This is a genomic window from Stappia sp. ES.058 (assembly GCF_900105595.1).
GTDB lineage: Bacteria > Pseudomonadota > Alphaproteobacteria > Rhizobiales > Stappiaceae > Stappia.
In genome coordinates this window covers 4,476,396-4,500,311 of sequence record NZ_LT629784.1, presented here as the reverse complement: position 1 = coordinate 4,500,311, position 23,916 = coordinate 4,476,396, and the positions used below count along the sequence as shown (strand labels likewise).

The following is a 23,916-nucleotide window of genomic DNA, read 5'->3' as shown; positions in this document are numbered from 1 at the left end:
ACCATTATCGACATTTCCTAAGTGCTTCCATGAACCGGATGTTGAGCCGCGAAATTCGGCCGCATTGCACGCTCTCTCCGCTTCGACACAGTTTATCCAAACGCTCGATCACATCCTCAAGGCGGTCCGCTTCCGGGCAGCCGCGATAGTTGGAAATATCGGCTAGGCTGCCTGCAAGATCGCGATCTGCGGAAGCGACAAATTCGGACCCATCATTGCTCTCGATAGTCGTCTGCCCCAGATATTCCTCTGCTCGCCGCGCGTTGTTGAAATGTCGGATAATATTGCCGCCACGAGTAATTTCATCGAATCCAAAACGGCGGCGAGCATGCGGGCCGAAATGGCTCGTCCGTCTTTCCGTATCCCGGTAGGAACGACCAATCTCATTTCCGAAACGATCTGTGTGTACCTGCAATTCATCTGTTTCGCGGTAGGAGCGCGATACGATACCGCCACTGCGTGAATTGATAGTGGTACCGGTTCTGACCGTCGTCGACGTAACCAATGTGCTACCCGAAGAATCAATGACACGTCCATTGACCGGTCTGGAGGAGAAACGAGCGCCTCGCATAATTGCAAGATTCGTCGTCGTTGCCGTACCCCGCCCTATAGCAGCCACACGCATCACGCCGCTACCACCCCTGCTTCCGCCCAATGCCGCCCGTGCGCCACCGACAAGTCCTCGAGCTAGCGAACGCCCCAGCATCAGACGAAAAAGCAGTAACACGCAACCGCTAGCGGGTAGAACAAGACTAAGGCTAGATCCCAAGATAAACTGACGTCTGCTCAACATTTAGATTCACGAACAGGCTAGAGTTAAAATAGATAAATATTATGATAACATAAAATGTTGAGATAAAAAAATATTTGGCGCTCATTAGGCGGAGCGGGTGACTATGACCCATCGGGCTTTGAATTTTGCAAGCACGTGTTCGACCTCGTCTCATCGTCTGTATGCAGTGCCGCCAAAGAGGCAGATTAACCTCGATTGACGCGACGAAATGAAAATCCCAATCTGGTTGCGCATGAGTCAGCCCCGTAAGCGTATCGAAACCGTAGACATTGTCCGCGAGGAAGTGCTTTGGCAAAGATAGTGCGCCCAGCACGGAGATTATCATGCGGCAGCCAACAGTAAGGATATGAAAAATACAGGTGATCACATTTCGGTCGCAAACCAACCGGACAGGAAAGCACCTCTCAAGTGGCTTTATTGCCGAGTGGTTTGTAGCGTAGTGAAGTATGATCAGAGCCACCGTCAGGATCAAGCCGGCAAGGCTGCTTTCGCCTCAGGGCTGCGCGCGCGACGTCTCTGCGCTCCTCAGAACCGCGAGACCATGCGGTAATCGGGCCGGTGCAGCATGCGCACGTGGGTGAGGGGCTGGTCGAGCAGCCAGGTGGTGCGCTCGAAGACGAACAGCGGGTCGCCCCTGGCGATGCCGAGAAGATCCGCCTCCACCACTGTCGCAGCCGTGGCGCTGAGCGCGATTTCCATCTCCGAGAACGGCGCGTTCTTCACCAGCCATTCGTTCGGGCTCATCGTGTCGAAGCTCTCATCCCCGACATCGGGAACCGCCGCGAGATTGATCCAGCGGTCCTCGAACTGCCACGGACGATTGTCGGCGAAATGCAGGCAGCGCAGATGCAGCATCCGCACGTCGCCGGCGAGATCGAGCCGTGCGCGCATCGCCTCGGGCGCGGCCAGCGTCTCACGGCTCAACACGGAAAAGCGGTACTGCGCGCCCAGCGCCTCGACCTCGACGCGCACGACCGGGATTTCCAGCCGCGCCTCGCGCAAGGGGTGCTCGGCGATACGCGTGCCGGCGCGGCGCTTGCGCTCCACGATGCCGATCTGGGCCAGTTCGCGCAGCGCCCGGTTGACGGTGACCCGGGCGCAGCCGAACTCGCGCGCGAGATCCTCCTCACCCGGGATCAACTCGCCCGGCTGCCAGACGCGGTCGCGGATCCGGCGCAGGATCTCGGTCTTGATCGTGCGAAAGGAGGTCAGCGCGCGGGCGCCGGACGCCTCGGGCGATTTGGGTGCTGCTGCGGTCAAAGACACTCCCTCAGGGCGTTCATCGCCCGGCGATAGCGGGCCTCGATCTCGTCGCGGCGCACATGACGTCCCGCCTTCACCACATGCCGCCCGGCCGACCAGACGTCGGTGACAAGCCGGTCGTCGCCGGCAAAGATCCAGGCGTCGAGAAGCGTATCGCCCTCAAGCCCTTCCAGATGCACCGACGCCGCATCGAGCGCAAGCAGGTCCGCCCAGTTTCCGGCCGCAATCGCGCCGGCGTCACGGCCAAGCGCGCGGGCCCCACCGGCGCAGGCGGCATCGAACAGGCGCCGGCCGCAGGAGGTATCGGGGGTCGCAAGGATCGCGCGGTGACGGTCGCGCAGGCGCTGGGAATATTCCAGCGTGCGCAACTCTTCCGAAAGCGCGATACGGATGTTGGAATCCGATCCGATGCCGAGCGTGCCGCCGTCGGCGAGGTAGTGCGCCCCGTCGAAGATCCCGTCGCCGAGGCTCGATTCGGTGATCGGGCAGAGCCCCGCGACCGCGCCGCTTGTGGCGATCGACCGGCGTTCGGCCTCGGTCAGATGGGTGCAGTGGATCAGGCACCAGCGCGCGTCGACGGAATGCTCGGAGAAGAGCCAGTCGACGGGACGGCGCCCGTAGGCCGCCTCGACCTCGTCGATCTCGCCGGTCTGCTCGGCGATATGCATATGCAGCGGCGCATCGGGTCGCAAGGAAACGAGACGGGCAAGCGCATCGCGCGGAACGGCGCGCAGCGAGTGCGGCGCGACGCCGGTGCGCGCGTCCTCCGGCATGCGTGCGACGGCGGCTTCCGCGCCTTCAAGAATGCGCGAGAAGCTGTCGAGATCGGAGCCGAAGCGACGCTGACCGCCGACCAGATCGCGGCCGTCGAGACCGCCGACGGCATAATAGACCGGGAGCAAGGTCAGGCCGATGCCGGAGATCTCCGCGGCACTGGCGACGCGTTGTGAAAGTTCCGACCGGTCGTCATAGGGCGTGCCGTCGACCTGGTTGTGCACATAGTGGAACTCGGCGGACGAGGCATAGCCGGCTTCCAGCATCTCCATCTGCACGAAGGCGGCGACCGCCTCGACCTCTTCCGGCGTAAAGCCCGACAGGAAGCGGTACATGATGTCGCGCCAGGTCCAAAAGGTGTCGTGAGCGCCCGCGCCGCGCCGCTCGCTCAGACCGGCCATGGCGCGCTGGAACGCGTGGGAATGGAGATTTCCAGGCGCCGGAAGCACAAGGTCCCGGGTTTGATTGGCGGATGCCACCGACCGCTCCACGCCGCTTTGAACCCGCGCGATCCTGCCTTCGGACGAGATATCTAGACAGACATCGCGCTGCCATCCGTTTTCCAGCAAAGCCGCCGCCGCCCAAATCCGCATCAGATCCGCCTCATTTTTGTAATTGACAATTATGTGCATACATATCGTAATTAATTCAATACATATTCAGACGGATCACACAAGGGAGGGCGCATGTCCGGAACGGTTCTGCAGCAGGCGCGCCTGGCGACGATGGTGCCCGGTGGCACGCCCTACGGCCTGATCGAGGACGGCGCGCTCGCGATCTCGAAAGACGGGCGCTTCGCCTACACCGGTCCGCGCGCCGACCTTCCGAGCGAGTTTTCCGGATGGCCGACGGAGTCCCTTGGTGGACGCCTCGTGACACCGGGCCTGATCGACTGCCACACCCACATCGTTCATGGCGGCAACCGCGCCCGCGAGTTCGAGCTGCGACTTGAGGGCGCGAGCTACGAGGAGATCGCAAGGGCCGGCGGCGGCATCGTCTCCACGGTGACCGCCACACGGGCGGCGAGCGAGGACGACCTCGTCGCGGGCGCGTTGCGCTTCCTCGATGCGCTGATTTCGGAAGGCGCGACCACTGTCGAGGTGAAGTCGGGCTACGGGCTGAGCGTCGACGACGAATTGAAGATGCTGCGCGCCGCCCGACGGCTGGGCCGCGAGCGCGACGTGCGCGTCGTGACCTCCTATCTCGCCGCCCATGCGGTGCCCCCGGAGTACAAGGACCGCGCCGACGCCTATATCGACGAGGTGGTTCTGCCCGGTCTTGACGCAGCCCATGCCGAGGGCCTGGTCGATGCCGTCGACGGGTTTTGCGAGGGCATCGCGTTTTCGCCGGCGCAGATCGCACGTGTATTCGAGCGCGCCAAAGCCCTCGGGCTGCCGGTCAAGCTGCATGCCGAACAGCTCTCCGATCTCGGCGGGGCGAAGCTTGCCGCCGACCACGGCGCGCTCTCCGCCGACCATCTGGAGTATCTCTCGCAGGATGGCATTGCCGCCATGGCGCAGACCGGCACGGTTGCCGTGCTCCTGCCCGGCGCCTTCTACACCTTGCGCGAAAAGCAGCTTCCGCCGGTCGACGCCCTGCGCGCGGCTGGCGTTCCGATCGCGCTGGCGACCGACTGCAACCCCGGTTCCTCGCCGATGAGCTCGCTGCTGCTCGCGCTGAACATGGGCGCGACGCTGTTTCGCCTCACCCCGGAAGAAGCGCTCGCCGGGATCACCCGCGAAGCGGCACAGGCGCTTGGGCTTGCCCATGACCTCGGCACGCTGGAGGCCGGCAAGGTCGCCGATCTCGCGGTCTGGAACGTCGAGACACCGGCGGAACTGACCTATCGCATCGGCTTCAATCCCCTTCACTCCCGTATCAAGCAAGGCGCGGCATGACGCATGTTCTGACCCCCGGCAAGGCAACGCTCGCCGAACTCGAGGCGATCTATCGCGGCGCACCGGCGAAGCTGGATGCGTCCGTCCAGACTGCGGTCGAGGCGAGCGCGGCCCGCATCGCCGAGGTTGCGGCCGGCGACGAGCCCGTCTACGGGGTCAACACCGGCTTCGGCAAGCTCGCCAGCGTGCGCATCGCGCCCGGCGACGTCGCCACCCTCCAGCGCAACCTGATCCTGTCGCATTGCTGCGGCGTCGGCGCGGAGCTTTCCGCCGACGTCGTGCGTCTGGTGATGGCAACGAAACTCCTGTCGCTCGGCGCGGGCGCTTCCGGCGTGCGCTGGGAAACGCTGTCGCTGCTCGACGCCATGCTGCAAAACGACGTCATTCCGGTCATTCCGGGTCAGGGATCGGTCGGCGCATCCGGCGATCTGGCGCCGCTCGCCCATCTGGCCGCCGTGATGATCGGCGAGGGCGAGGCTTTCGTCGGCGGCGAGCGCCTGCCGGGCGGCGAAGCACTCGCGAAGGCCGGGTTGTCCCCGGTCGTGCTCGGTCCCAAGGAAGGCCTCGGCCTGATCAACGGCACCCAGGTGTCGACTGCGCTGGCACTCGCCGGTCTCTTCAAGGCCTGGCGCGCGGCGGCCGCGAGCCTCGTCACGGGTGCGCTGTCGACCGATGCCGCGATGGGCTCCGCCGCCCCCTTCCGCAACGAGATCCACCAGCTGCGCGGCCAGCCCGGTCAGATCGAGGCGGCGACGGCTCTGCGCGCGCTTATGGACGGCTCGGAAATCCGCGAAAGCCACCGCAGCGGCGACGAGCGCGTCCAGGACCCCTATTGCATCCGCTGCCAGCCGCAGGTCGCCGGCGCCTGTCTCGACCTGCTGCGCCAGGCCGGCGAAACGCTGCGCCGCGAAGCCAATGCGGTGACCGACAATCCGCTGGTGCTCTCCGACGGTTCGGTGATTTCCGGCGGCAATTTCCACGCCGAGCCGGTGGCCTTCGCCGCCGACCAGATCGCCATCGCCGTATGCGAAATCGGCGCCATCGCCCAGCGCCGCATCGCGTTGCTGGTCGATCCGGCGCTGTCCTTCGGCTTGCCGGCCTTCCTGACGCCGACCCCGGGACTGAACTCCGGGCTGATGATCGCGGAAGTCACGGCCGCCGCGCTCATGTCGGAAAACAAGCAGCGGGCAATGCCGGCAAGTGTTGATTCCACCCCGACCTCGGCCAACCAGGAAGACCACGTGTCGATGGCCTGCCACGGCGCGCGCCGGCTGCTCGACATGACCGACAATCTCGCCCGCATCATCGGCATCGAGGCCCTGACGGCGGCACAGGGCGTGGAGTTCCGCGCCCCGCTTGCAACCAGCCCCGCCCTTGCCGGCGCCATCCGGGAAATCCGCAGCGCCGTGCCGAGCCTGACCGACGACCGCTACATGGCCGGAGATCTCGCGCTCGCGGAGACCCTGGTCGCCGGCGACAGGCTGGTCCGTGCGGCGAAAGCCGCGACGCCAGACGCCATGCTGCCGCGCCTGTGAGATCCATCAGGAGACGACACGCCAAATGACACCCGTTGAAATCCACGAAGGCACCTCGCCGGTCATTCTCGGGCTGCCGCACACCGGCACCCATGCGCCGGAGGACATTTTCGCCCGGCTGAATGCGCGCGGCCGGGAACTTGCGGACACCGACTGGCATATCCACACGCTCTATGCCGGGCTTCTCGCCGACGCGACCACGGTGCGCGCGACCTTCCACCGGTATGTGATCGACGCCAACCGCGGCCCGGACGACGCAAGCCTCTATCCCGGACAGAACACCACCGGGCTGGTTCCGATCACGGATTTCGACGGAGCCCCGATCTGGCGCGCGGGCGAGGAACCGGGCGATGCGGAAATCGCCGAACGCCGGGCGCGCTTTCACACGCCCTATCACGAGGCGCTTGCCGCGCAGATCGCACGCGTGAAGGCGCTTCATGGCGTGGCGATCCTCTACGATTGCCACTCGATCCGCTCGCACATCCCCTTTTTGTTCGAAGGCATCCTGCCCGACTTCAACATCGGCACGAATTCCGGCACCTCCTGCGCGCTCGCCATCGAGGCTGCGGCGGTCGAGGTCTGCGGCGCGGCGGAAGGTTACAGCTCGGTCCTGAACGGCCGGTTCAAGGGCGGCTGGACGACACGCCACTACGGGCGGCCGGAGGCCGGCGTCCATGCCATCCAGATGGAGCTGGCGCAATCGACTCACCTGGCGAGCGAGACCGCACCCTTCGCCTACGACGAGACCAGCGCGGCGCGGCTGCGTCCGCATCTTGCAATGCTTCTGACCCGTCTCGAGCGCCTCGCGCTCGACGGGGCTCTTCCCAAAGGAGATGCCCAATGACCAATCCGCGCCACAACATCCGCACCATCCGCGCGGCCACAGGAACCGAGCTTACGGCGAAATCCTGGCTGACCGAGGCCCCCTTGCGGATGCTGATGAACAACCTCGATCCAGAAGTGGCGGAAAAGCCGAACGAGTTGGTTGTCTATGGCGGGATCGGGCGCGCCGCACGCACCTGGAACGATTTCGACAAGATCGTCGCCACGCTGCGCGACCTGGAGGCCGACGAAACGCTGATGGTGCAGTCGGGCAAGCCGGTCGGCGTGTTCAAGACGCACAAGGATGCCCCGCGCGTTTTGATCGCCAATTCCAACATCGTGCCGCATTGGGCCAATTGGGACCACTTCAACACGCTCGATAAGGCCGGGCTGATGATGTACGGCCAGATGACCGCCGGCTCCTGGATCTACATCGGCTCGCAGGGCATCGTTCAGGGCACCTACGAGACCTTCGTGGAGGCCGGCCGCCAGCACTTCGACGACAACCTGAAGGGCAAGTGGATCCTGACCGGCGGCCTCGGCGGCATGGGCGGCGCCCAGCCGCTCGCCGCGGCGATGGCCGGTGCCTGCTGCCTTGCCGTGGAGTGCAACCCCGACTCCATCGATTTCCGATTGCGCACCCGTTATCTTGACGAGAAGGCGGAAACGCTGGACGAGGCGCTGGAGATGATCGACCGCTGGACGGCGGCGGGCGAAGCCAAGTCCGTCGGCCTTCTGGGCAATGCGGCCGACGTCTTCCCCGAGCTTGTCGCGCGCGGCGTGCACCCGGACATCGTCACCGACCAGACCTCGGCGCACGATCCGATCAACGGCTATCTGCCGAAGGGCTGGACGATGGCGGAATGGGCCGCCAAGCGCGAAAGCGACCCCAAGGCGGTCGAAAAGGCCGCACGCGCCTCGATGCGCGATCACGTCGAAGCCATGGTCGCCTTCTGGAACGCCGGCGTGCCCACGCTCGATTACGGCAACAACATCCGCCAGGTGGCGCTCGAAGAAGGTCTGGAGAACGCCTTCGCCTTCCCGGGCTTCGTCCCGGCCTACATCCGCCCGCTGTTTTGCCGCGGCGTCGGCCCGTTCCGCTGGGCCGCGCTTTCGGGCGATCCGGAAGACATCTACCGCACCGACGAGAAGGTGCGCGAGCTGATGCCCGACGACCATCACCTGCACCGCTGGCTCGACATGGCGCGCGAGCGGATTTCCTTCCAGGGCCTGCCGGCGCGCATCTGCTGGGTCGGTCTAGGCGACCGCCACAGGCTCGGCCTCGCCTTCAACGAAATGGTCCGCACCGGCGAGCTCAAGGCGCCGATCGTGATCGGCCGCGACCATCTCGACAGCGGCTCGGTCGCCTCGCCCAACCGCGAGACCGAATCCATGAAAGACGGCTCCGACGCCGTGTCCGACTGGCCGCTGCTCAACGCGCTCCTCAACTGCGCGTCCGGCGCGACCTGGGTCAGCCTGCATCACGGCGGCGGCGTCGGCATGGGCTTCTCGCAGCATTCGGGCATGGTGATCTGCTGCGACGGCAGCGAGGACGCCGACCGGCGCATCGAGCGGGTGCTGTGGAACGACCCGGCGACAGGGGTGATGCGTCACGCCGACGCCGGCTACGAGATCGCGCAGGACTGCGCGAGAGAAAACGGTTTGCGGCTTCCCGGAATTCTGGGCAACTGACCAGGACCGGCGCAGACCCGTTGCGGGACGGCACAGCCCGGAGCAGTGCCGCCCCGATAACAAGAAGACGACCTTTCATCGCAACCAGAGGACAGAGCCTGTCATGAAAAGACGCGATTTTCTGAAGACCGCCGCCACCGGCGCCGTGGCCACCGCGGCCGGCACCACCCTCGCCGCTCCGGCCACCGCCCAGGGCACGATGCGCTGGAAGATGGTCACCGCCTGGCCGAAGAACCTGCCGGGTCCGGGCGTGGCCGCCCAGAACCTCGCCGACCGCATCACCGCCCTGTCGGGCGGCCGACTGGAAGTCGAGCTCTTCGCCGCCGGCGAACTCGTTCCCGGCAGCGGCGTCTTCGATGCCGTGTCTGAGGGCACCGCCGAGCTCTACCACGCGGTTCCGGCCTATTGGGGATCCAAGTCCAAGGGCATCCTGCTGTTCGGGTCGCAGCCCTTCGGCCTGCGCGCGGACGAGCAGTTCGGCTGGCTCGCCCACGGCGGCGGCCAGGCGCTCTATGACGAGATGTACGGCCGCTTCGGCCTGAAGCCCTTCCTTTGCGGCAATTCCGGTCCGCAGTGGGCCGGCTGGTTCCGCAACGAGATCACGTCCGCAGAAGACCTCAAGGGCCTGCGTTTCCGCACCACGGGTCTGGCGTCGGAGATGTGCTCGAAGCTCGGCATGGCCGTGCAGGCCATGGGCGGACGCGACATGTTCCAGGCACTGCAGTCCGGCGCACTCGACGCGGGCGAGTTCATCGGACCCTGGACCGACAGCGCGCTCGGCTTCTATCAGGTCGCCAAGAACTACTATTGGCCTGGGGTCGGCGAGCCTTCCTCGGCCGAGGAATGCGCGGTCAATCAGGAGGCGTTCGACGCCCTGCCGGCGGATCTGCAGCAGGCCGTCGCCTATGCCTGCGAGTCTCTCTACAATCCGGTGTGGACCGAATACACGACCAAACACGCGCTCGCGCTGGAGAAGCTTGTGGCGGAACAGGGTGTGCAGGTCAAAAAGCTCCCCGACGAGGTGATCATTGCCATGGGCAACGCCGCCGGCGAAGTCATCGCGGACCTGCGCGAAGACGATGACGAACTGGTCCAGCGTATCACCGAGAGCTTCCTGAGCTACCGCGAAAGCATCGCAGGCTACATGCCCTATGCCGACAACGGGCAGATGAACGCCCGCGCAATGGACTACAAGTACTGAGACGACGCGCTTCCGGGCGCATCCGTCAACGACACGCTGCGGGCCACCATCTTGGCCCGCAGCACCGTTTCCCCGCTCTCGAGACTGCCTGCCGAAAAGGGATCAGCCCGTGCTCGACCGTCTTGCCGACCGGCTCGACCGCCTCAACCGCACCGTCGGTGCCGGCGTTCGATGGTTTGCCCTTGCAATGGTGCTCCTGCAGTTCGTCATCGTCGTGCTGCGCTACGTCTATGGCATCAGCTTCATCTCGCTGAGCGAAGGCGTTCTCTATCTGCATGCCGTCCTTTTCATGCTGGGCGCAGGCTTCACGCTGCTGGTCGACGGGCATGTGCGGGTCGACATCTTCTATGCCAAGGCGACGCGGCGCGGCCGCGCCGGCATCGATGCCGCGGGCGCGCTTCTCCTGCTGCTGCCCTCGATGATCGTTCTTGCCTGGTACTCCTGGCCGTCGGTGCGCAATTCCTGGTCGGTCCTGGAAGGCGCGATCTCGGTCGGCGGCATTCCCGCGTCCTTCCTGCTCAAATCGCTCATTCCCGCCTTCTGCTTCCTGCTGATCGTGCAGGGACTGGCCTGCCTGTTGCGCGACATCGCGCGGCTGACCGCTCCCGACACCGCCGACAAAGACGAGACACGAATATGAGCCTGCCGCTCGACCTCTTGATGTTCGCCGCGCTGATCGGCGTAATTCTCGTCGGCTATCCCGTGTCCTTCACGCTTGCCGGGATCGCGACGCTTTTCGCGTTTCTCGGCTATTTCACGGGCCAGTTCGACATGAGCCTGCTTGGCGCCTTGGCCCAGCGAGTCTTCGGGCTGATGACAAACCAGGTGCTGATCGCCATTCCGCTCTTCGTCTTCATGGGCGTGGTGCTGGAAAAAAGCCGGATCGCGGAAGACCTGCTGGAAACCGCCGGGCGCCTGTTCGGCAGCGTGCGCGGCGGGCTCGGCATTTCCGTGGTTCTGGTCGGCGCGCTGCTGGCCGCCTCCACCGGCATCGTCGGCGCGACCGTGGTCGCCATGGGCCTGATCGCGCTGCCGGCGATGCTGAGGAACGGCTACGATCCGAAGCTCGCCAGCGGGATTGTCTGCACCTCCGGCACCCTCGGACAGATCATCCCGCCGTCGACTTTGTTGATCATTCTTTCCGACGTCATGTCGAACGCCTATCAGCAGGCGCAGTTTCGCGAGGGCAAATTCACCATCGATACGATCTCGGTCGGCCAGGTCTTCGCCGCCGCCCTTCTGCCAGGTCTCACACTCGTCGGGATCTACATCGTCTATCTGCTGATCAAGGCATGGCTCTCGCCGGAAGCCGCGCCGGCGATGAAATCGCTGGCGACGAAACCGAGCCGCCTGGATGTGGCGAGCGCAATCCTGCCTCCCGTCTTGCTTATCGTCGCGGTGCTCGGCTCGATCCTCGGCGGCATCGCCACGCCCGGCGAGGCCGCGTCGGTCGGGGCCGTCGGTGCGCTCCTGATGGCAAGCGCACGCCTGGGGGGCGGATCCATCAAGTTGGTCACCGCCGGAGCCGTCGCTCTCGCCCTGCTCGCGGTGCTGGCGGGTGTCCATCCCGTCCGGCTGCAGCGGACGGACGCGACGGCCCTTGACTGGATCATCGGTGGGCTTGCAAGCCTCCTCGTGCTTGTCGCCCTCGGCGCTGTCATCCAGGCGCTCGTGCGCACGTTCCGCGCCGACGTGCTCAAGCCCGTGATGACCTCAACGCTGTCCGTGACCGCGATGATCTTCGCAACGATCCTGACCGCCAGCGTGTTCTCGCTGGTGTTTCGCGGCCTGGGCGGCGACACCCGGGTCGAGGAGTTTCTCGCCAACATGCCGGGCGGGCCGCAAGGCGCATTGTTCTTTGTGATGGCGCTGATCTTCGTGCTCGGCTTCTTCCTCGACTTCGTCGAGATTTCAGTGATCCTGTTGCCGCTGGTGGCACCCGTCCTGATCATCATGGGACACGACCCGGTGTGGCTGTCGGTGCTGATCGCGATCAACCTCCAGACATCCTTCCTGACGCCACCCTTCGGCTTCTCGCTGTTTTATCTGCGCGGGGCGGCACCGAAGGAAATCACGACGGGACAGATCTATCAGGGCGTGCTGCCGTTCATCGCGCTGCAGATCGCCGGCATCGGCCTGATCTGGCTGCTGCCTTCAATCGCAACGATGCTGCCGAAACTCATCTTCTAGAAGGCGGAAACCTCACCATCGGAAACGATTGTCAATTTCCGAAAACTGTCATATCCGAGATCGTCAGACCGGAGCGAGCGTCGCCGCCTCGCCGTCGGAAAACCAAACCTCTTCCAGATTGTTGCCCTCGCCGGCACGGTCGACCACGAGAAAATCCTGCGCGGGCTGAAGCACGAGCAGGGGATGGTGCCACACGCCGCGCGCGATCTGCACGCCCTGATCGCCCCGCGCGAGAAAACAGCGGCATGCGTCGGCGCGGGGCGCATCGGCCACCACCAAAAGCCAGGGGTGGCGTTCCATCGGCACAAAGGCCTGCGATCCGAGCGGGTGACGCTCCAGCATGCGGATCGTCACCGGGCTCGGCCAGGGCGTTCCCCGGAAGATCGAGAGAATCGCCTCGCCGTCCTCTCCCGGCACACTTGTGGCCAATGCATGAAACCGGCGCGTGCGCCCCTCGTTGATGAGATGGCTGCGCGCATGATCCGCCTCGATCACCTCTCCGAATGCGAGGAAGTCCTCACGGGTAAGCGGCATCGGAACGAGCGAGGGGCGGGTGTCAGATGCGATCACGGAGACCTCCGATAAATATGCAAGAGCCGGTGTACCGGGTCGCGAACCGCATTTCCGGTGGCACCGATGATTTATAGGGCGTCCGGGTCGGGGCGCGCAAACCGGATCGCGGTGCCGACGGCAACAAAAAATCCCCTCGACCCCGCATAATAGCGAAGAGCCGCAACTACCGGAAAGCACTGTAGCGCCCGGGCAACACTCTTACGAAAACGTTACCGAAGAGACACTTGGGCAGAATGAGAAGTTGAATTTCGCGCCACGGTTGTTGAAATTGGGCAACATCTTGAACGCTGCATTCGTCAGTGAACTCGCCAAATAATTGCATCGTTTGAACACTTGGGAGAGTGTCATTTCGTACAATCCGCCCGCCACCCGCCGCTTTCGTGTTTCCGGCCGGGAATTGCTGTCGTCCTCCTGCGCGGCCGCCATCATGGCGGGTGCCGGCGGACAGGCTGTCGCTCAGGATTCCCAGCGCCTCTGGGGCGCATGGGGCGAGCTTGGCGCGCAGGCGGGCCCGGAGACGAACGCTTTTCTCGAAGGGTTCATGCCGATCGGCCAGGATGCGGACAGCATCGTCTTCCTCGACATGCGCCTCGACTATGGGGTGAACAGCCGCGGCTCAACGTCGATCGGCCTGGGCGTGCGCGAGATCGTCGGACCGGACCTGATCCTCGGCGCGAACGCCTTCGTCGATGCGGTACGCACCGAAAACGGCAACACATTCGCCGGCGCGACGCTGGGTCTGGAAGCCTTCACCTCGATCTTCGACCTGCGCGTCAACGCCCATATTCCAATCGGAGGCGGCACGACCCTGTCTCCGATCGTTACCGGCGACGGCGTCAGCATCGTCGCCAACCAGCTGGTCGAGAACCGCTCGCGCACGGATCGCAAGGAAGGGCTGCTCTACGGCCTGACCGGCGAGATCGGCGCGATGTTCGATTCGCCCTTCGCCGACAATCAGCGATTGCGCGCCTACGCCGGCGGTTACATCTACGACCGCAGCGGTTATGACACCGAGGCCGGCGGGCGGCTCGGTCTCGAATATCAGATCAACGATGTCCTCAGCCTTGCCGGATCGCGTTTCACGCTGGGCGCGGAACTCGTCTACGACAAGGACGACGAGTTCGACGCCATCGCCTCCGCACGCCTGCGCATTCCGCTGTTTGCCGGGGCGCAATCAACGGACGCGAATGGCGAAAGCCGACTGTCCGCGATCCAGCAGCGCATGAATGAGGGCGTGCGCCGCGACAAGGGCATCCGCGTCGGCACGCAAAGCAGCACGACCGCCGTCAACGGCGTTCGCGTGATCAATCCGGCGACGGGCGTTGCCTACGGTGGCGTTTACTACGCGGATCAGGCGGGTGGCGGCACTGGCGATTTCGCGGATCCGACCGCGCTTGCCACCGCTGTCGCCAATGCTGGCGTTGGCGGCATTGTCGTCGCGCTTGGCGGCGGCGGACCGATCACCACCGCCGGCATCACGCTGCAGTCCGGTCAGACCCTGATCGGCGGTGGCGAGAGCATCCTGGTCCAGCTCGCCGACGGTTCCACGACGAATTTCCTGCTGTCGGGCACCAACGGCACCATCGACGGCGACCCCGGCGTCACGACAGTGACGCTTGCCGACGGCGTGACCATTCGCGACCTGACCATCCAGGGCGGCACAACGGTGATCGGCGGCAACGCCGTCTCGAACTTCACGCTGACGGATCTCTCCATCCAGAACGCGACCGACGGCATCCGCGTCACGGGCGCGGTGAACGCCAGCGTCAGCGACATTTCCTTCTCCGGCATCACCGGCACATCGCTGTTCCTGAACAACCAGTCGGCAACGATCAGCAACATCACGATCAACGGCGGCACCAACGGCCTGTCGATCGCCAACAACACCGGCACGACCACGCTGTCGAACATCAACGTCAGCAATGTCTCCGGCGATGCTTTGACGTTCACCAACAACACCGGCATCATCAACGTCACCGGCTTCACCGCGACCAACACCGGCGACGATGCCATCGCCGTGACCGGCGGCGGCACCTTCGGCTTTTCGGGCACGACAACGCTGAACGGCCTCGGCGCGGGTGCGACCAGCGACGGCATCGACCTCAGCAACACCAACAACGCCACCTTGACCTTCGGTGATGTGGACGTCACGGGCCTTGGCGGCGGCACGGGCCTGAACATGGCCGGCGCCGACGCCACCCTCACCATGCAGAGCCTCGACATCACCGGCACCGGCGTTGCCGGCAGCGCGGGCGTCGATCTCTCCGGCACGCAGAACGGGCGCACCATCGCCGTCACCAACGGCGGCACGATCACCAATGTGGATGTCGGCCTCGTGCTCGGCACGAACGGAAACGCGCTCGCCGCGCCCGATGCGGTGTTCACCTGGGGCGGCGGCGACATCGGCGGGCTGACCTACGCGCTCGACGGCGTCGGCGTGAACGCAGCAAACGGCTCCTACGCTTTCGGCACCACCGGTTTCACGGGCGCCTTCAATTTCACGACCTCCGGCGCGCCGAACTATTTCGTTGCCGCCACCGCGACCGGCTCCGGCGACGGCTCGTCCACGACGAACCGCGCCTCGATCGCAACGGCGATCGCCGATGCCGCGGGCCTCGGAACCGTGAACTTCATCCTGATCAACGACGGATCGGCGATCGACACCTCCGGCCTGACCTTCGCGCTCGCCGACAATCAGACCATAGACACCTTCGGCGGCGGGCGAACCTTTACCACCGCCGGCCTGATCATCGCCGCCAACATCACCGGAACCAACCTTCCCGCCGGCACAACCGCGATCACCGATCCGACGGGCAACGGCGCCGCAACGCTGACAAATTCCTCCGGCGCTGTCAGCACGATCGCCGTCGCCAACGGCAACACCATCCGCAACATCACGCTTGGCAGCACGTTGGGCACGGCCCTGTCCGGCTCCGGCGTCGCCGGCCTGACCATCGAGGGCGTGACCATCGGGACCGGCACCGACACGCCGGTCAACGGCATCGAACTGACGAACACGACCGGCGCGGTGACGCTGACCAACGTCGACATCACCAATACGACGGGCACCGGCCTGTCGCTGAACGGTGCAAGCGGCACCGTGACCGGCAACAACGTCGACATCACAGGCGCCAACGCGCTGTCGGTGACCGGCGGAGACGCGGCCGTTTCCTTCAATGCCTCGAGCTCGATCACCAACACCTCCGGCACGGCGGTTTCGATCACGAACCGCATCGGCGGCAGCTTCACCCACTTCGGCAGCATTGCGTCGAACGGAGGCAGCGCGAGCGGCATTTCCATCACGGGGGCGACCGCCGCGAGCGATGTGACCTTCGGCGGTCAGGTGTCCCTCGGCCAGACCACGGCGCTTGGCGGCGGCGCGGGTGTTTCCTTCGACAACAACGGGACCACGTCCACCCTTGCCTTCGACGGCGGCCTGCGGATCACGACGTCGGGCCAGACGGGCCTCGACGGAACGGGCGGCGGCACGCTCAGGGTCAGCAACTTCGCCAGCGAGACGATCACGACGACCGGCGCCATGGCGCTGTCGCTCACCGGCCTCAACGTGCAGGCGACGTTCGACTCGATCGACACCAACAATTCGAACATGGGCTCGGTGGCCCTTCGCGATCTCGACGGATCGCTCGCCGTCAACGGCGGCACACTGGCGACGGTTGCCTCCGGCAGCGCCTTCAATAGTGTCGAGCTCATCCAGAACGACGGCGCGGCGACACGCGCGTTCGAGCTTGCCGTGGACGGGCTGACGATCACCCACGACGCATCCTCCGGAAACGTCGGGATCGTCGAACAGGGCATCTTGGTGGAGACCGATGGAGATGACAGCGCCGTCGTCTCCGTGTCCAACTCCACATTCGCGACCGAGGATGCGGCGGTCCAGGTGCTCGCCGCCAACCGGCTGGCGACCGTCACCAATTTCGCGAACAACACGCTGCTGGGCAGTGCCACGTCCTTCGATCCGACTTTCTTCAACAACGGTGTCTTCTTCGAAGGCGTCACCTTCGATGCGGATCTCGGAACCGCCGGCATCCAGACCGTCAATGGCGGCACCTTCGCGTCGGGAACGCCGGGCCTGGCAAACCGCAACGGTCTCTCCTTCAGCGCCGAGAACAGCGGCAGCATCAGTTTCAGCGACTACACGGTCAACACCGTTAACACCGGACTGTCGGCAAGCGGCGACAACGGTGGTCTGACCCTCAATATCGCCGGCGGCAGCATCGATGCCGGCAGGGTGCAGCTCGAAAGCACGACCGGCGAGCTCGACGGCTCGATCTCACTGTCCAGCATGACCCTGGATAACGAGAACGCTGGCCTCGGCGGTTTCCGGGCATCCAACTATGCCGGATCGTTCACGGTCACCGGCGCCACCAACATCACCTACGGCGAGCAGGCACAGGACTTTGGAGGCTCCGGCTACTTCCGGGATTCGGGAATCTTCGGGCTATCGGTTGTCACGTCCTCGGGCAATTTCACGTTTGGCGACATCACCATCGGCACCGAGAGCGGCTCCGCGCTCGCAGGCAGAGCCTATACGACCGGTGGCTCGGCCGTCGGCATCAACCTGGCCGGCAACAGCGGCACCTTCACCTCCACGGGAACCGTCACGATCACCGACACGGTGGAGGACGCGATCCGCATCGCCGACACCAGCGGCGCGATCGCCTTCAACCAGGTCGCCATCGTCAATCCACGCGCGGCCCTCTACCCGTTCACCGGCCCTGTCGTTGGCACCGCCCGGGAGGCGCACAGCGCCGGCGTCGACATTTCCGGCACGATCGACGGGACGATCTCCTTCAACGATCTCGACATCGCGCTCAATTCGGAAGAGACGACAGGCATCGAGCTGAACGGCGCGACACTGAACGCCGCCGTCACAGCCAACGACTTCGACGTGACCGGCAACGGGTCCGCCAACACCATCGGCGTCGATCTGCGCGGCACGACGGGCGGCAGCACGGTGCGGCTCGGAGATGCAGCGGCTGACGGCGAGGACGCCGCCATTGCCGGTGTCCAGACCGGCGTCTTCGTCAATGCCGCGAGCAACGCCGCATTCATTTTCGGCGACGGCGAAGGCGCGACCGACCAGGGATCGACGATCTCCGCGACAACCGCCATCGACGCCACAAATGCGCCCGTGGCCGGCACCTACAATTTCCAGGACGTCGAATTCGCGGGAAGCCCGGGCGCGGGTTTCGGCATCGGCACGATCTATTTCGTCGATTCCGACGGCGCGACCGGCGGCGGCGACGGGTCCGGCTCGAGCGCTACCAATCCGATGACGCTGGCCGCCGCCGAGGCGGCCGCAGGCGCCGGCGACATCATCGTGCTGATCGACAACGGATCGGCGATCACCGCTGCCGGTACAAACGCCGACGACACGCTCAATCTCGCCGCCAGCCAGCAACTGCTTTCCTTCGGCGACGGCGCGGGCGGCAGCCAGTCGGTGCAAGTCAGCCTGACCGTTCCGCCGACGATCCAGCTGTTCGCCGCCGGGCTGACCATCGCCGACCCGACCGGAGGCGGCGCGGCGACGCTGACGACCTCGGCCGGCAATGACGTCGTCACGCTCGGCGGCGACGGCATCCGCATCTCCGGTATCGATTTCGAGGGCAATGGCACCGCCGCACGCGGCATCAACGACGGCGGCGCCGGTGCGACAGGCAGCGTGATCGAGCGGTCGAACGTGTCGAATTTCGCAACCGTCGGCATCGAGATCACGCCCTCGACCAACACCACGATCAACGACGTCGACTTCTCCGGGAACGCCGGCGACATCCTGCTGAACGCGGCCGGCTCGACGCTGACGAACATCACCTCGACCGGCGCGACCGGAACGGCGATCACGCTCACCAATACGACCGGCACCACCACGCTGTCCGACATCTCGATCACCGGTGCGGCAAACGGCATCTCGTTCACCGATGCGTCCGGCACGGTGACCGCGACGAATGTCGACATCGCCGGCGGCAACACGCTGGCGATCGACGGCGGCGACGCGGTCTTCACCTTCGATGCCGACAGCTCGATCACCACGACCAGCGGTTCCGCGGTAAGCATCAACAACCGCACGGGCGGAAGCTTCACCCATGCGGGAACGGTGGTCGCCGATGGCCCGGGCACGGGCGGCATCTCCTCCTCCGGTGCAACGGGCGCCCATTCGATATCGTTTACCGGCACCGTCGATCTCGGCCTGACAACCGCCCTCGGTTTCTCCGGCGTTGCCATCGACAACAACGGCCAGAACGTGGACATCAATTTCGCCGATATCGATGTGGTGACGGATGGCGGCTTCGGCATGCTCGTGCAGATCGGCGGTACGCTGTCGGTCGGAACCGGTTCGCTTGCGGTCGACAATGCCCAGACCATAAGTTTCGGCAGTATCGGCTTCGGTGCAGGCGGGGTGAATTTCACCTCGATCACGGGCACGAATGTCGGCCCCGTCGGTATCGGCCTCAACACCATCACGGGCGGCGACTTCACCGTCACAGGCACGACCACGGTCTCAGGCTCTGCCGGCTCGGCCTTCTCGCTGACCAACGTGTCGTCGGACATGAGCTTCGGCACGGTCAACATCTCGGTCACGAGCGACGAGGGCCTGCTGCTGATCGGCAACGCCGGAACCCTGACAACCGGCGACATGACCATCGCCATGGGCACCGGCGGCAACGGCATCCGCGCCACCGGCACCAACGGCGACATGACTTTCGGGAATGTCGATATCACGGGGCTTGGCGCTGGAACCGGACTCAATCTTTCTGGCGGCACCTTCGACGGTCAGGCAACCTTCGCAACGCTCGATATCACCGGCACCAGCCAGACCGGGTCCACGGGTATCGATCTCACGAGTTACGACAACTCCAAGGACGTCGTGACGACGGGATCGGGCACGATCCAGGGCGTGCAAACCGGCATCGACCTGACCAACGCGAATATCGCAAACGGCGTGCGCTTCCAGTACGGCGACGGCGACGGCACCAATCCGGGCACGGAAAGCACCATCGACACGACCGGCTTTGCCGTGGTGACGACGGGCATGGGCTCGACCGGCGAATACGATCTCGAGGACGTGGCCTTCGGCACGGTGCTCGGCACCACCAACACCTCGAACCTCGCCGGACCGTCCTACTATGTCGTGGGCAGCAACGGCAGCACGGGCGCGGGCAACGGCACCTTCGTGACACCGGGCACGATCACGGGCGCGGAAGCCTCCGGCGCCGACGCGATCATCCTCGTCGACAACAACGACGACGACACGCGCGACGTGATCAACGTGGCGGCGCAGGACGACGGAACATTCACGCTCGCGGACGACCAGGTGCTGGTGTCCATGGTCAATGGCGAGACGGTGGACCTTGCGACGCTCGGCCTCAGCGGCTCGGGCGCACCGGCCAGTCTGAAGCTCACCGGCATCGCCTCCAGTACGCAAGTGACGGCGACCGGCGGCACTCTCGACGACGTCCGCGCCATCCTGACATCCGATTCCGCGAACGGCACCGTGACACTCTCCGGGTCCTCGACGATCCAGAACACCACCATTCGCAACACCGGTTCGGGTGACGGCATCTCCGCGTCCTATGCGGCCAGTGCGACGGCCCGCATCCGCTCCAGCCAGATCGACGTCAGTTCTTCCGCGCGATCGATCGACATCGCGACGACGGGCGGGGCGAGCAACGTCGAGTTCTCCGATCTCGACCTGGACGGCTCAATCAGCTTCCTCGGCAGCGGCGGCGGATCTCTCTCGGTCACCTCGACCGGCATCAATCGGGTCGATGACACCGATGCGGAAGCCGTCTTCCTCCAGGACGCGGATGCCTCGCTGTCCGGGCTGATCATCGGTTCGTCGAACACCGGCACCGGCAATGACGTGGCCGGTGCAGGCATCCATATCGTGAACTCGAACGGGGTTTCCAACACGGTCACCCTGACGGACATCACCATGGGGTCCGGCGGCAGCGGCGACACGAGCGATGTCGCTGGAGCCGGTATTTTCATTGCTGGCATTGGCCCCGGTGATCTGACGGTCAACATGACCGGCACGAATGTCATCCGATCCACCGGCCAGGCACTGGACGTCGACGATTTGGGGCCCACATCGGCCAACAAACTTCAACTTTCGATCTCGAACACCACCTTCGAGAGCGCCGCGACGGGCGCTTCGACCGTCTCGATCATAGGCAAGAACATCTCGACGGAGCAGAACTCCGTGCAGGTGCGCGCCTTCGCCGGCAACACCGTGATCGGCAACGGCACGGGTGGCGGCATCTTCTTCGAGAAGGTGGACTTCGACAGCGATGGCGCCGGCGCTACAGTCTCCGCCGGCACGCTGAACGTGGGCCAGGGGACCGGCGCGCGCGTCGAGGGCGATGGCGTCGGCTTCGCCGACACCACGGGCGCGATCGATTTCGCCACGCTCAACATCTACAACAGCAATGGCACCGGCCTCCTGGTCGACACCAAGACGAACGGACTGAACACCGACTTCACCATGACGGGCGGCGGCTCGGGCACGGTCGACACGACCAACGGCAGCGCGCTGTTCCTCGATCCGCTGACGATGAACCTCAGCTTCTCCTCGGTGAGTTCGACGAGTGCGAATGGCGCCAACGGGTTCGGATCGGGCGTGTTCATCGACGCGGGCGACGCGGTCGGCGGCGCGGGCAACAGCGCCCTGACCATCGGCACGCTCAACATCACCGGCTCCAGTGACTCCGGTGTGCAGATCGTCAATTCCAGCGGCGACTTCAGCTTCGGCACGACGACCATCAACAATGCCGGATCCGCGGGCGGTGGCGTCGAGGTCGTGGCGACGGCGAGCGACACCACCAGCCTCGCCTTCACCGGCGGGCTGGACATCGACACGAGTGCGGGCACCGGCTTCGATGCCAATGCCACGGGCGGCGGCGCGCTGACGTTGAATGTCGCAAGCAGCGGCACGCAGGAGATCAACACGGCGACGGGCCAGATCCTGCGGATGAACGACGTCACCATCGGCGGCACCGGCGTGTCCTTCGACACGCTCGCTGCTTCGAGCACGGTCTCGGGCGACGCCGTCAGGCTGTTCGATGTCGATGGCGGGGCCTTCAACGGGGGCGCGGTGAGCGTGGCCAACACGTCGACCGCCGGCAACGGCATCGTGATTTCCGGCTTTTCCACGTCGACGTTCAACTTCACGTCCGCGACGATCGACGGCGCGGCGGGTGCCGGCATCCTTCTCAGCGGCGCAAATGGCGCCGTGACGTTCGACACCGTCGACATCGACGGGACGGGCGGTGATGGCGTGGAAATCGCCAACGCCCACAGTGCCGTGACGATCAGCGGCGGATCGATCGGCGCGACCAATGATCCGGCCGGCATCGCCGTGGATATCAACGGTGGTTCTGCCAATGTGACGATTGCCGCGACCGTCACCAAGACCACTGCGAATGATCTCATCGAGATTTCCGGGCGCAGCGCCGGAACCGTAACCTTCTCGGGCAATCTGAGCGCGACCGGCGCGGCAGGCGGTATCCAGGTCACGGCGAACAATAACGGCACGATCAATTTCTCGGGCGGCACGAAGACGCTCAGCACGGGTACGAACACCGCCGTCAGTCTGACAAACAATAACGGGACGGCGATCAATTTCATCGGTGGCGGGCTCGACATCGACACGACGAGCGGCGCGGGCTTCCTTGCCAGCAGCAGCGGGACGGTGACCGTTCAGGGTACGGGCAACCCCAACTCGGTCACCACCACGACCGGCCGGGCCGTGCAAATCGAGGGAACAACGCTGGGTGCAGACGGCGTCACCTTCCAGTCGGTCTCGACGAATGGCGCTTCGAACGCGATCAACCTGCGCAACACCGGCTCGACCGGCTTCTTCTCGATCACCGGCACGGGCTCGACCGACGGCTCCGGCGGCCTGATCCAGAACATCACCGGCGCGAACATGGCGGACGAGACCCCCACGGCCAGTGGCCAGGGCGCGGCGATCTATCTGGAAAATGTCTCCGACGTGCGCATCGCCAACCTGCAGGTGCAAAACACGACGAACTTCGGCCTGCGCGGCTTCGGCGTGGACGGCATGACGATGAACAATGTCGATTTCACCGGCGCGCATGGCGACGACAAGGGTCCGGACGAAGGCGTGTTCTATGTCAACAACCTGACGGGAACCGTCGGGATCGCCGGTGGCACTTATCTTGGCGGTATCGAAGATTCCATCAATATCGACAACGACGGGACCAGCGGCACGCTGACCCTGACGATGACAGGCGCAACCGTGACGACCGGCGATGGCGCGAATGCCGCGATCGGCGACAACGGCATCACGATTGTCGCGGAGGGCGGCAGCGTGAACGGATCGATCAACAACAATACGTTCACCGCGGCCGTCGGGGCGCACATCCAGCTCGTTTCGGCCGGCACCGCCGATTTCGGACTGACGATCGACACCAACACCTTCACCAAGCATTCCGGCATCGCCGGCAACGGCGGCATCGGCGTCCGTGCCGACACACAGAGTTCCGGCGACTTCAATATCACCATCTCGAACAACAACCTGGCGACGCTCGGCTCGCTCAACAACGCCATCGACGTCGGCAGCGTTAATGGCGGCGGCGTGTTTTCCGGAACGGTCGACATGACGATCTCCGACAACACCATCGGATCGATCGGAAGCGTCGGTAGCGGTACGGCCTTCACGGCGATCGACGTGGATGCCGCCGGGGGCGGGTCGTCCATCTACAGGATTACCAACAACAAAATTTACGACCACGATCGCAACGGCATCGGCGTTACAGCAGGCGTAGGCGTCGGGAGCAGTCATCAGCTGAGCGTTTTGATTCAGAACAACATAATCACCGACAATCTCTCCAGCGGCGCGTTCGAGCGCGGCATCCAGGTCGATTCAGGCGCCCAATCCGGAGCTACGCCGACGGTCTGCGCCACGATCTCCGGCAACGAGGTGACCGCCAACGGCAACTACGTGGACGGGATCCGCGTGAGAGCGCGGAACAACGGCAACCTGCAGATCAACAACGGTGGTGGCGGCGCGGCCACGGAAGTGGCGATCGAAAACCACCTGACCGCAAACAATACGGTCGGCAACACGATCGACGCGGTGATTTCGACGAGCGGATCCGTCACCTTTGTCTCAAGCTGCCCGAACTGATCGAG

The 23,916-nt window shown here is 64.9% G+C and carries 12 protein-coding genes; 8 read left to right on the top strand and 4 right to left on the bottom strand.

All coding sequences use genetic code 11. From position 1 onward, the window contains the following. Positions 1–4: 4 nt before the first annotated feature. From BLU32_RS21960 to BLU32_RS20970, 3 genes are all read right to left on the bottom strand, one after another. Positions 5–628 carry a hypothetical protein gene (locus BLU32_RS21960; protein WP_157727768.1) on the bottom strand — a complete coding sequence of 208 codons (624 nt, stop codon included), beginning with the start codon at positions 626–628 and terminating at the stop codon, positions 5–7. A 690-nt stretch (positions 629–1,318) separates the two neighbouring features. Then, positions 1,319–2,053, bottom strand: a complete 735-nt coding sequence (locus tag BLU32_RS20975) for a UTRA domain-containing protein (protein ID WP_172838603.1) — start codon at positions 2,051–2,053, stop codon at positions 1,319–1,321. Beyond that, complete coding sequence (locus BLU32_RS20970; RefSeq protein ID WP_093811426.1) at positions 2,050–3,423, bottom strand: formimidoylglutamate deiminase; 1,374 nt, start codon at positions 3,421–3,423, stop codon at positions 2,050–2,052. The genes BLU32_RS20975 and BLU32_RS20970 overlap by 4 nt, the downstream gene beginning before the upstream one ends. A gap of 93 nt (positions 3,424–3,516) precedes the next feature. On the opposite strand from BLU32_RS20970, the gene hutI reads away from it, so the two are divergent. The 7 genes from hutI to BLU32_RS20935 all read left to right on the top strand — a co-directional run bounded on the left by hutI (position 3,517) and on the right by BLU32_RS20935 (position 12,168). Further along, positions 3,517–4,728, top strand: coding sequence for an imidazolonepropionase (hutI, locus tag BLU32_RS20965; protein ID WP_093810195.1), 1,212 nt, complete (start codon positions 3,517–3,519; stop codon positions 4,726–4,728). After that, entirely contained in the window at positions 4,725–6,263 is a 1,539-nt protein-coding gene (gene hutH / locus BLU32_RS20960; RefSeq protein WP_093810193.1) for a histidine ammonia-lyase, read from the top strand. Before hutI ends, hutH begins: the two co-directional genes overlap by 4 nt. A gap of 25 nt (positions 6,264–6,288) precedes the next feature. Further along, positions 6,289–7,107, top strand: coding sequence for an N-formylglutamate deformylase (gene hutG / locus BLU32_RS20955; RefSeq protein WP_093810191.1), 819 nt, complete (start codon positions 6,289–6,291; stop codon positions 7,105–7,107). Next, a complete protein-coding gene (gene hutU, locus BLU32_RS20950; RefSeq protein ID WP_093810189.1) occupies positions 7,104–8,777 on the top strand; it encodes a urocanate hydratase in 1,674 nt (557 codons plus the stop codon). The genes hutG and hutU overlap by 4 nt, the downstream gene beginning before the upstream one ends. A gap of 103 nt (positions 8,778–8,880) precedes the next feature. Beyond that, positions 8,881–9,978: a TRAP transporter substrate-binding protein gene (locus tag BLU32_RS20945; protein WP_093810187.1), complete on the top strand. Its 1,098-nt coding sequence runs from the start codon at positions 8,881–8,883 to the stop codon at positions 9,976–9,978. 109 nt (positions 9,979–10,087) lie between these two features. Further along, a complete protein-coding gene (locus BLU32_RS20940) occupies positions 10,088–10,618 on the top strand; it encodes a TRAP transporter small permease subunit (RefSeq protein WP_244501757.1) in 531 nt (176 codons plus the stop codon). After that, positions 10,615–12,168, top strand: coding sequence for a TRAP transporter large permease subunit (locus BLU32_RS20935; protein ID WP_093810184.1), 1,554 nt, complete (start codon positions 10,615–10,617; stop codon positions 12,166–12,168). The genes BLU32_RS20940 and BLU32_RS20935 overlap by 4 nt, the downstream gene beginning before the upstream one ends. A 63-nt stretch (positions 12,169–12,231) precedes the next feature. Here the strand turns inward: BLU32_RS20935 and BLU32_RS20930 are convergent, their stop codons facing one another. Continuing rightward, complete coding sequence (locus BLU32_RS20930; RefSeq protein ID WP_093810182.1) at positions 12,232–12,702, bottom strand: ureidoglycolate lyase; 471 nt, start codon at positions 12,700–12,702, stop codon at positions 12,232–12,234. 466 nt (positions 12,703–13,168) lie between these two features. On the opposite strand from BLU32_RS20930, the gene BLU32_RS20920 reads away from it, so the two are divergent. Beyond that, positions 13,169–23,911 (top strand): hypothetical protein, encoded by a 10,743-nt coding sequence (locus BLU32_RS20920; RefSeq protein WP_093810178.1) that lies wholly within the window; start codon positions 13,169–13,171, stop codon positions 23,909–23,911. Positions 23,912–23,916: the final 5 nt, after the last annotated feature.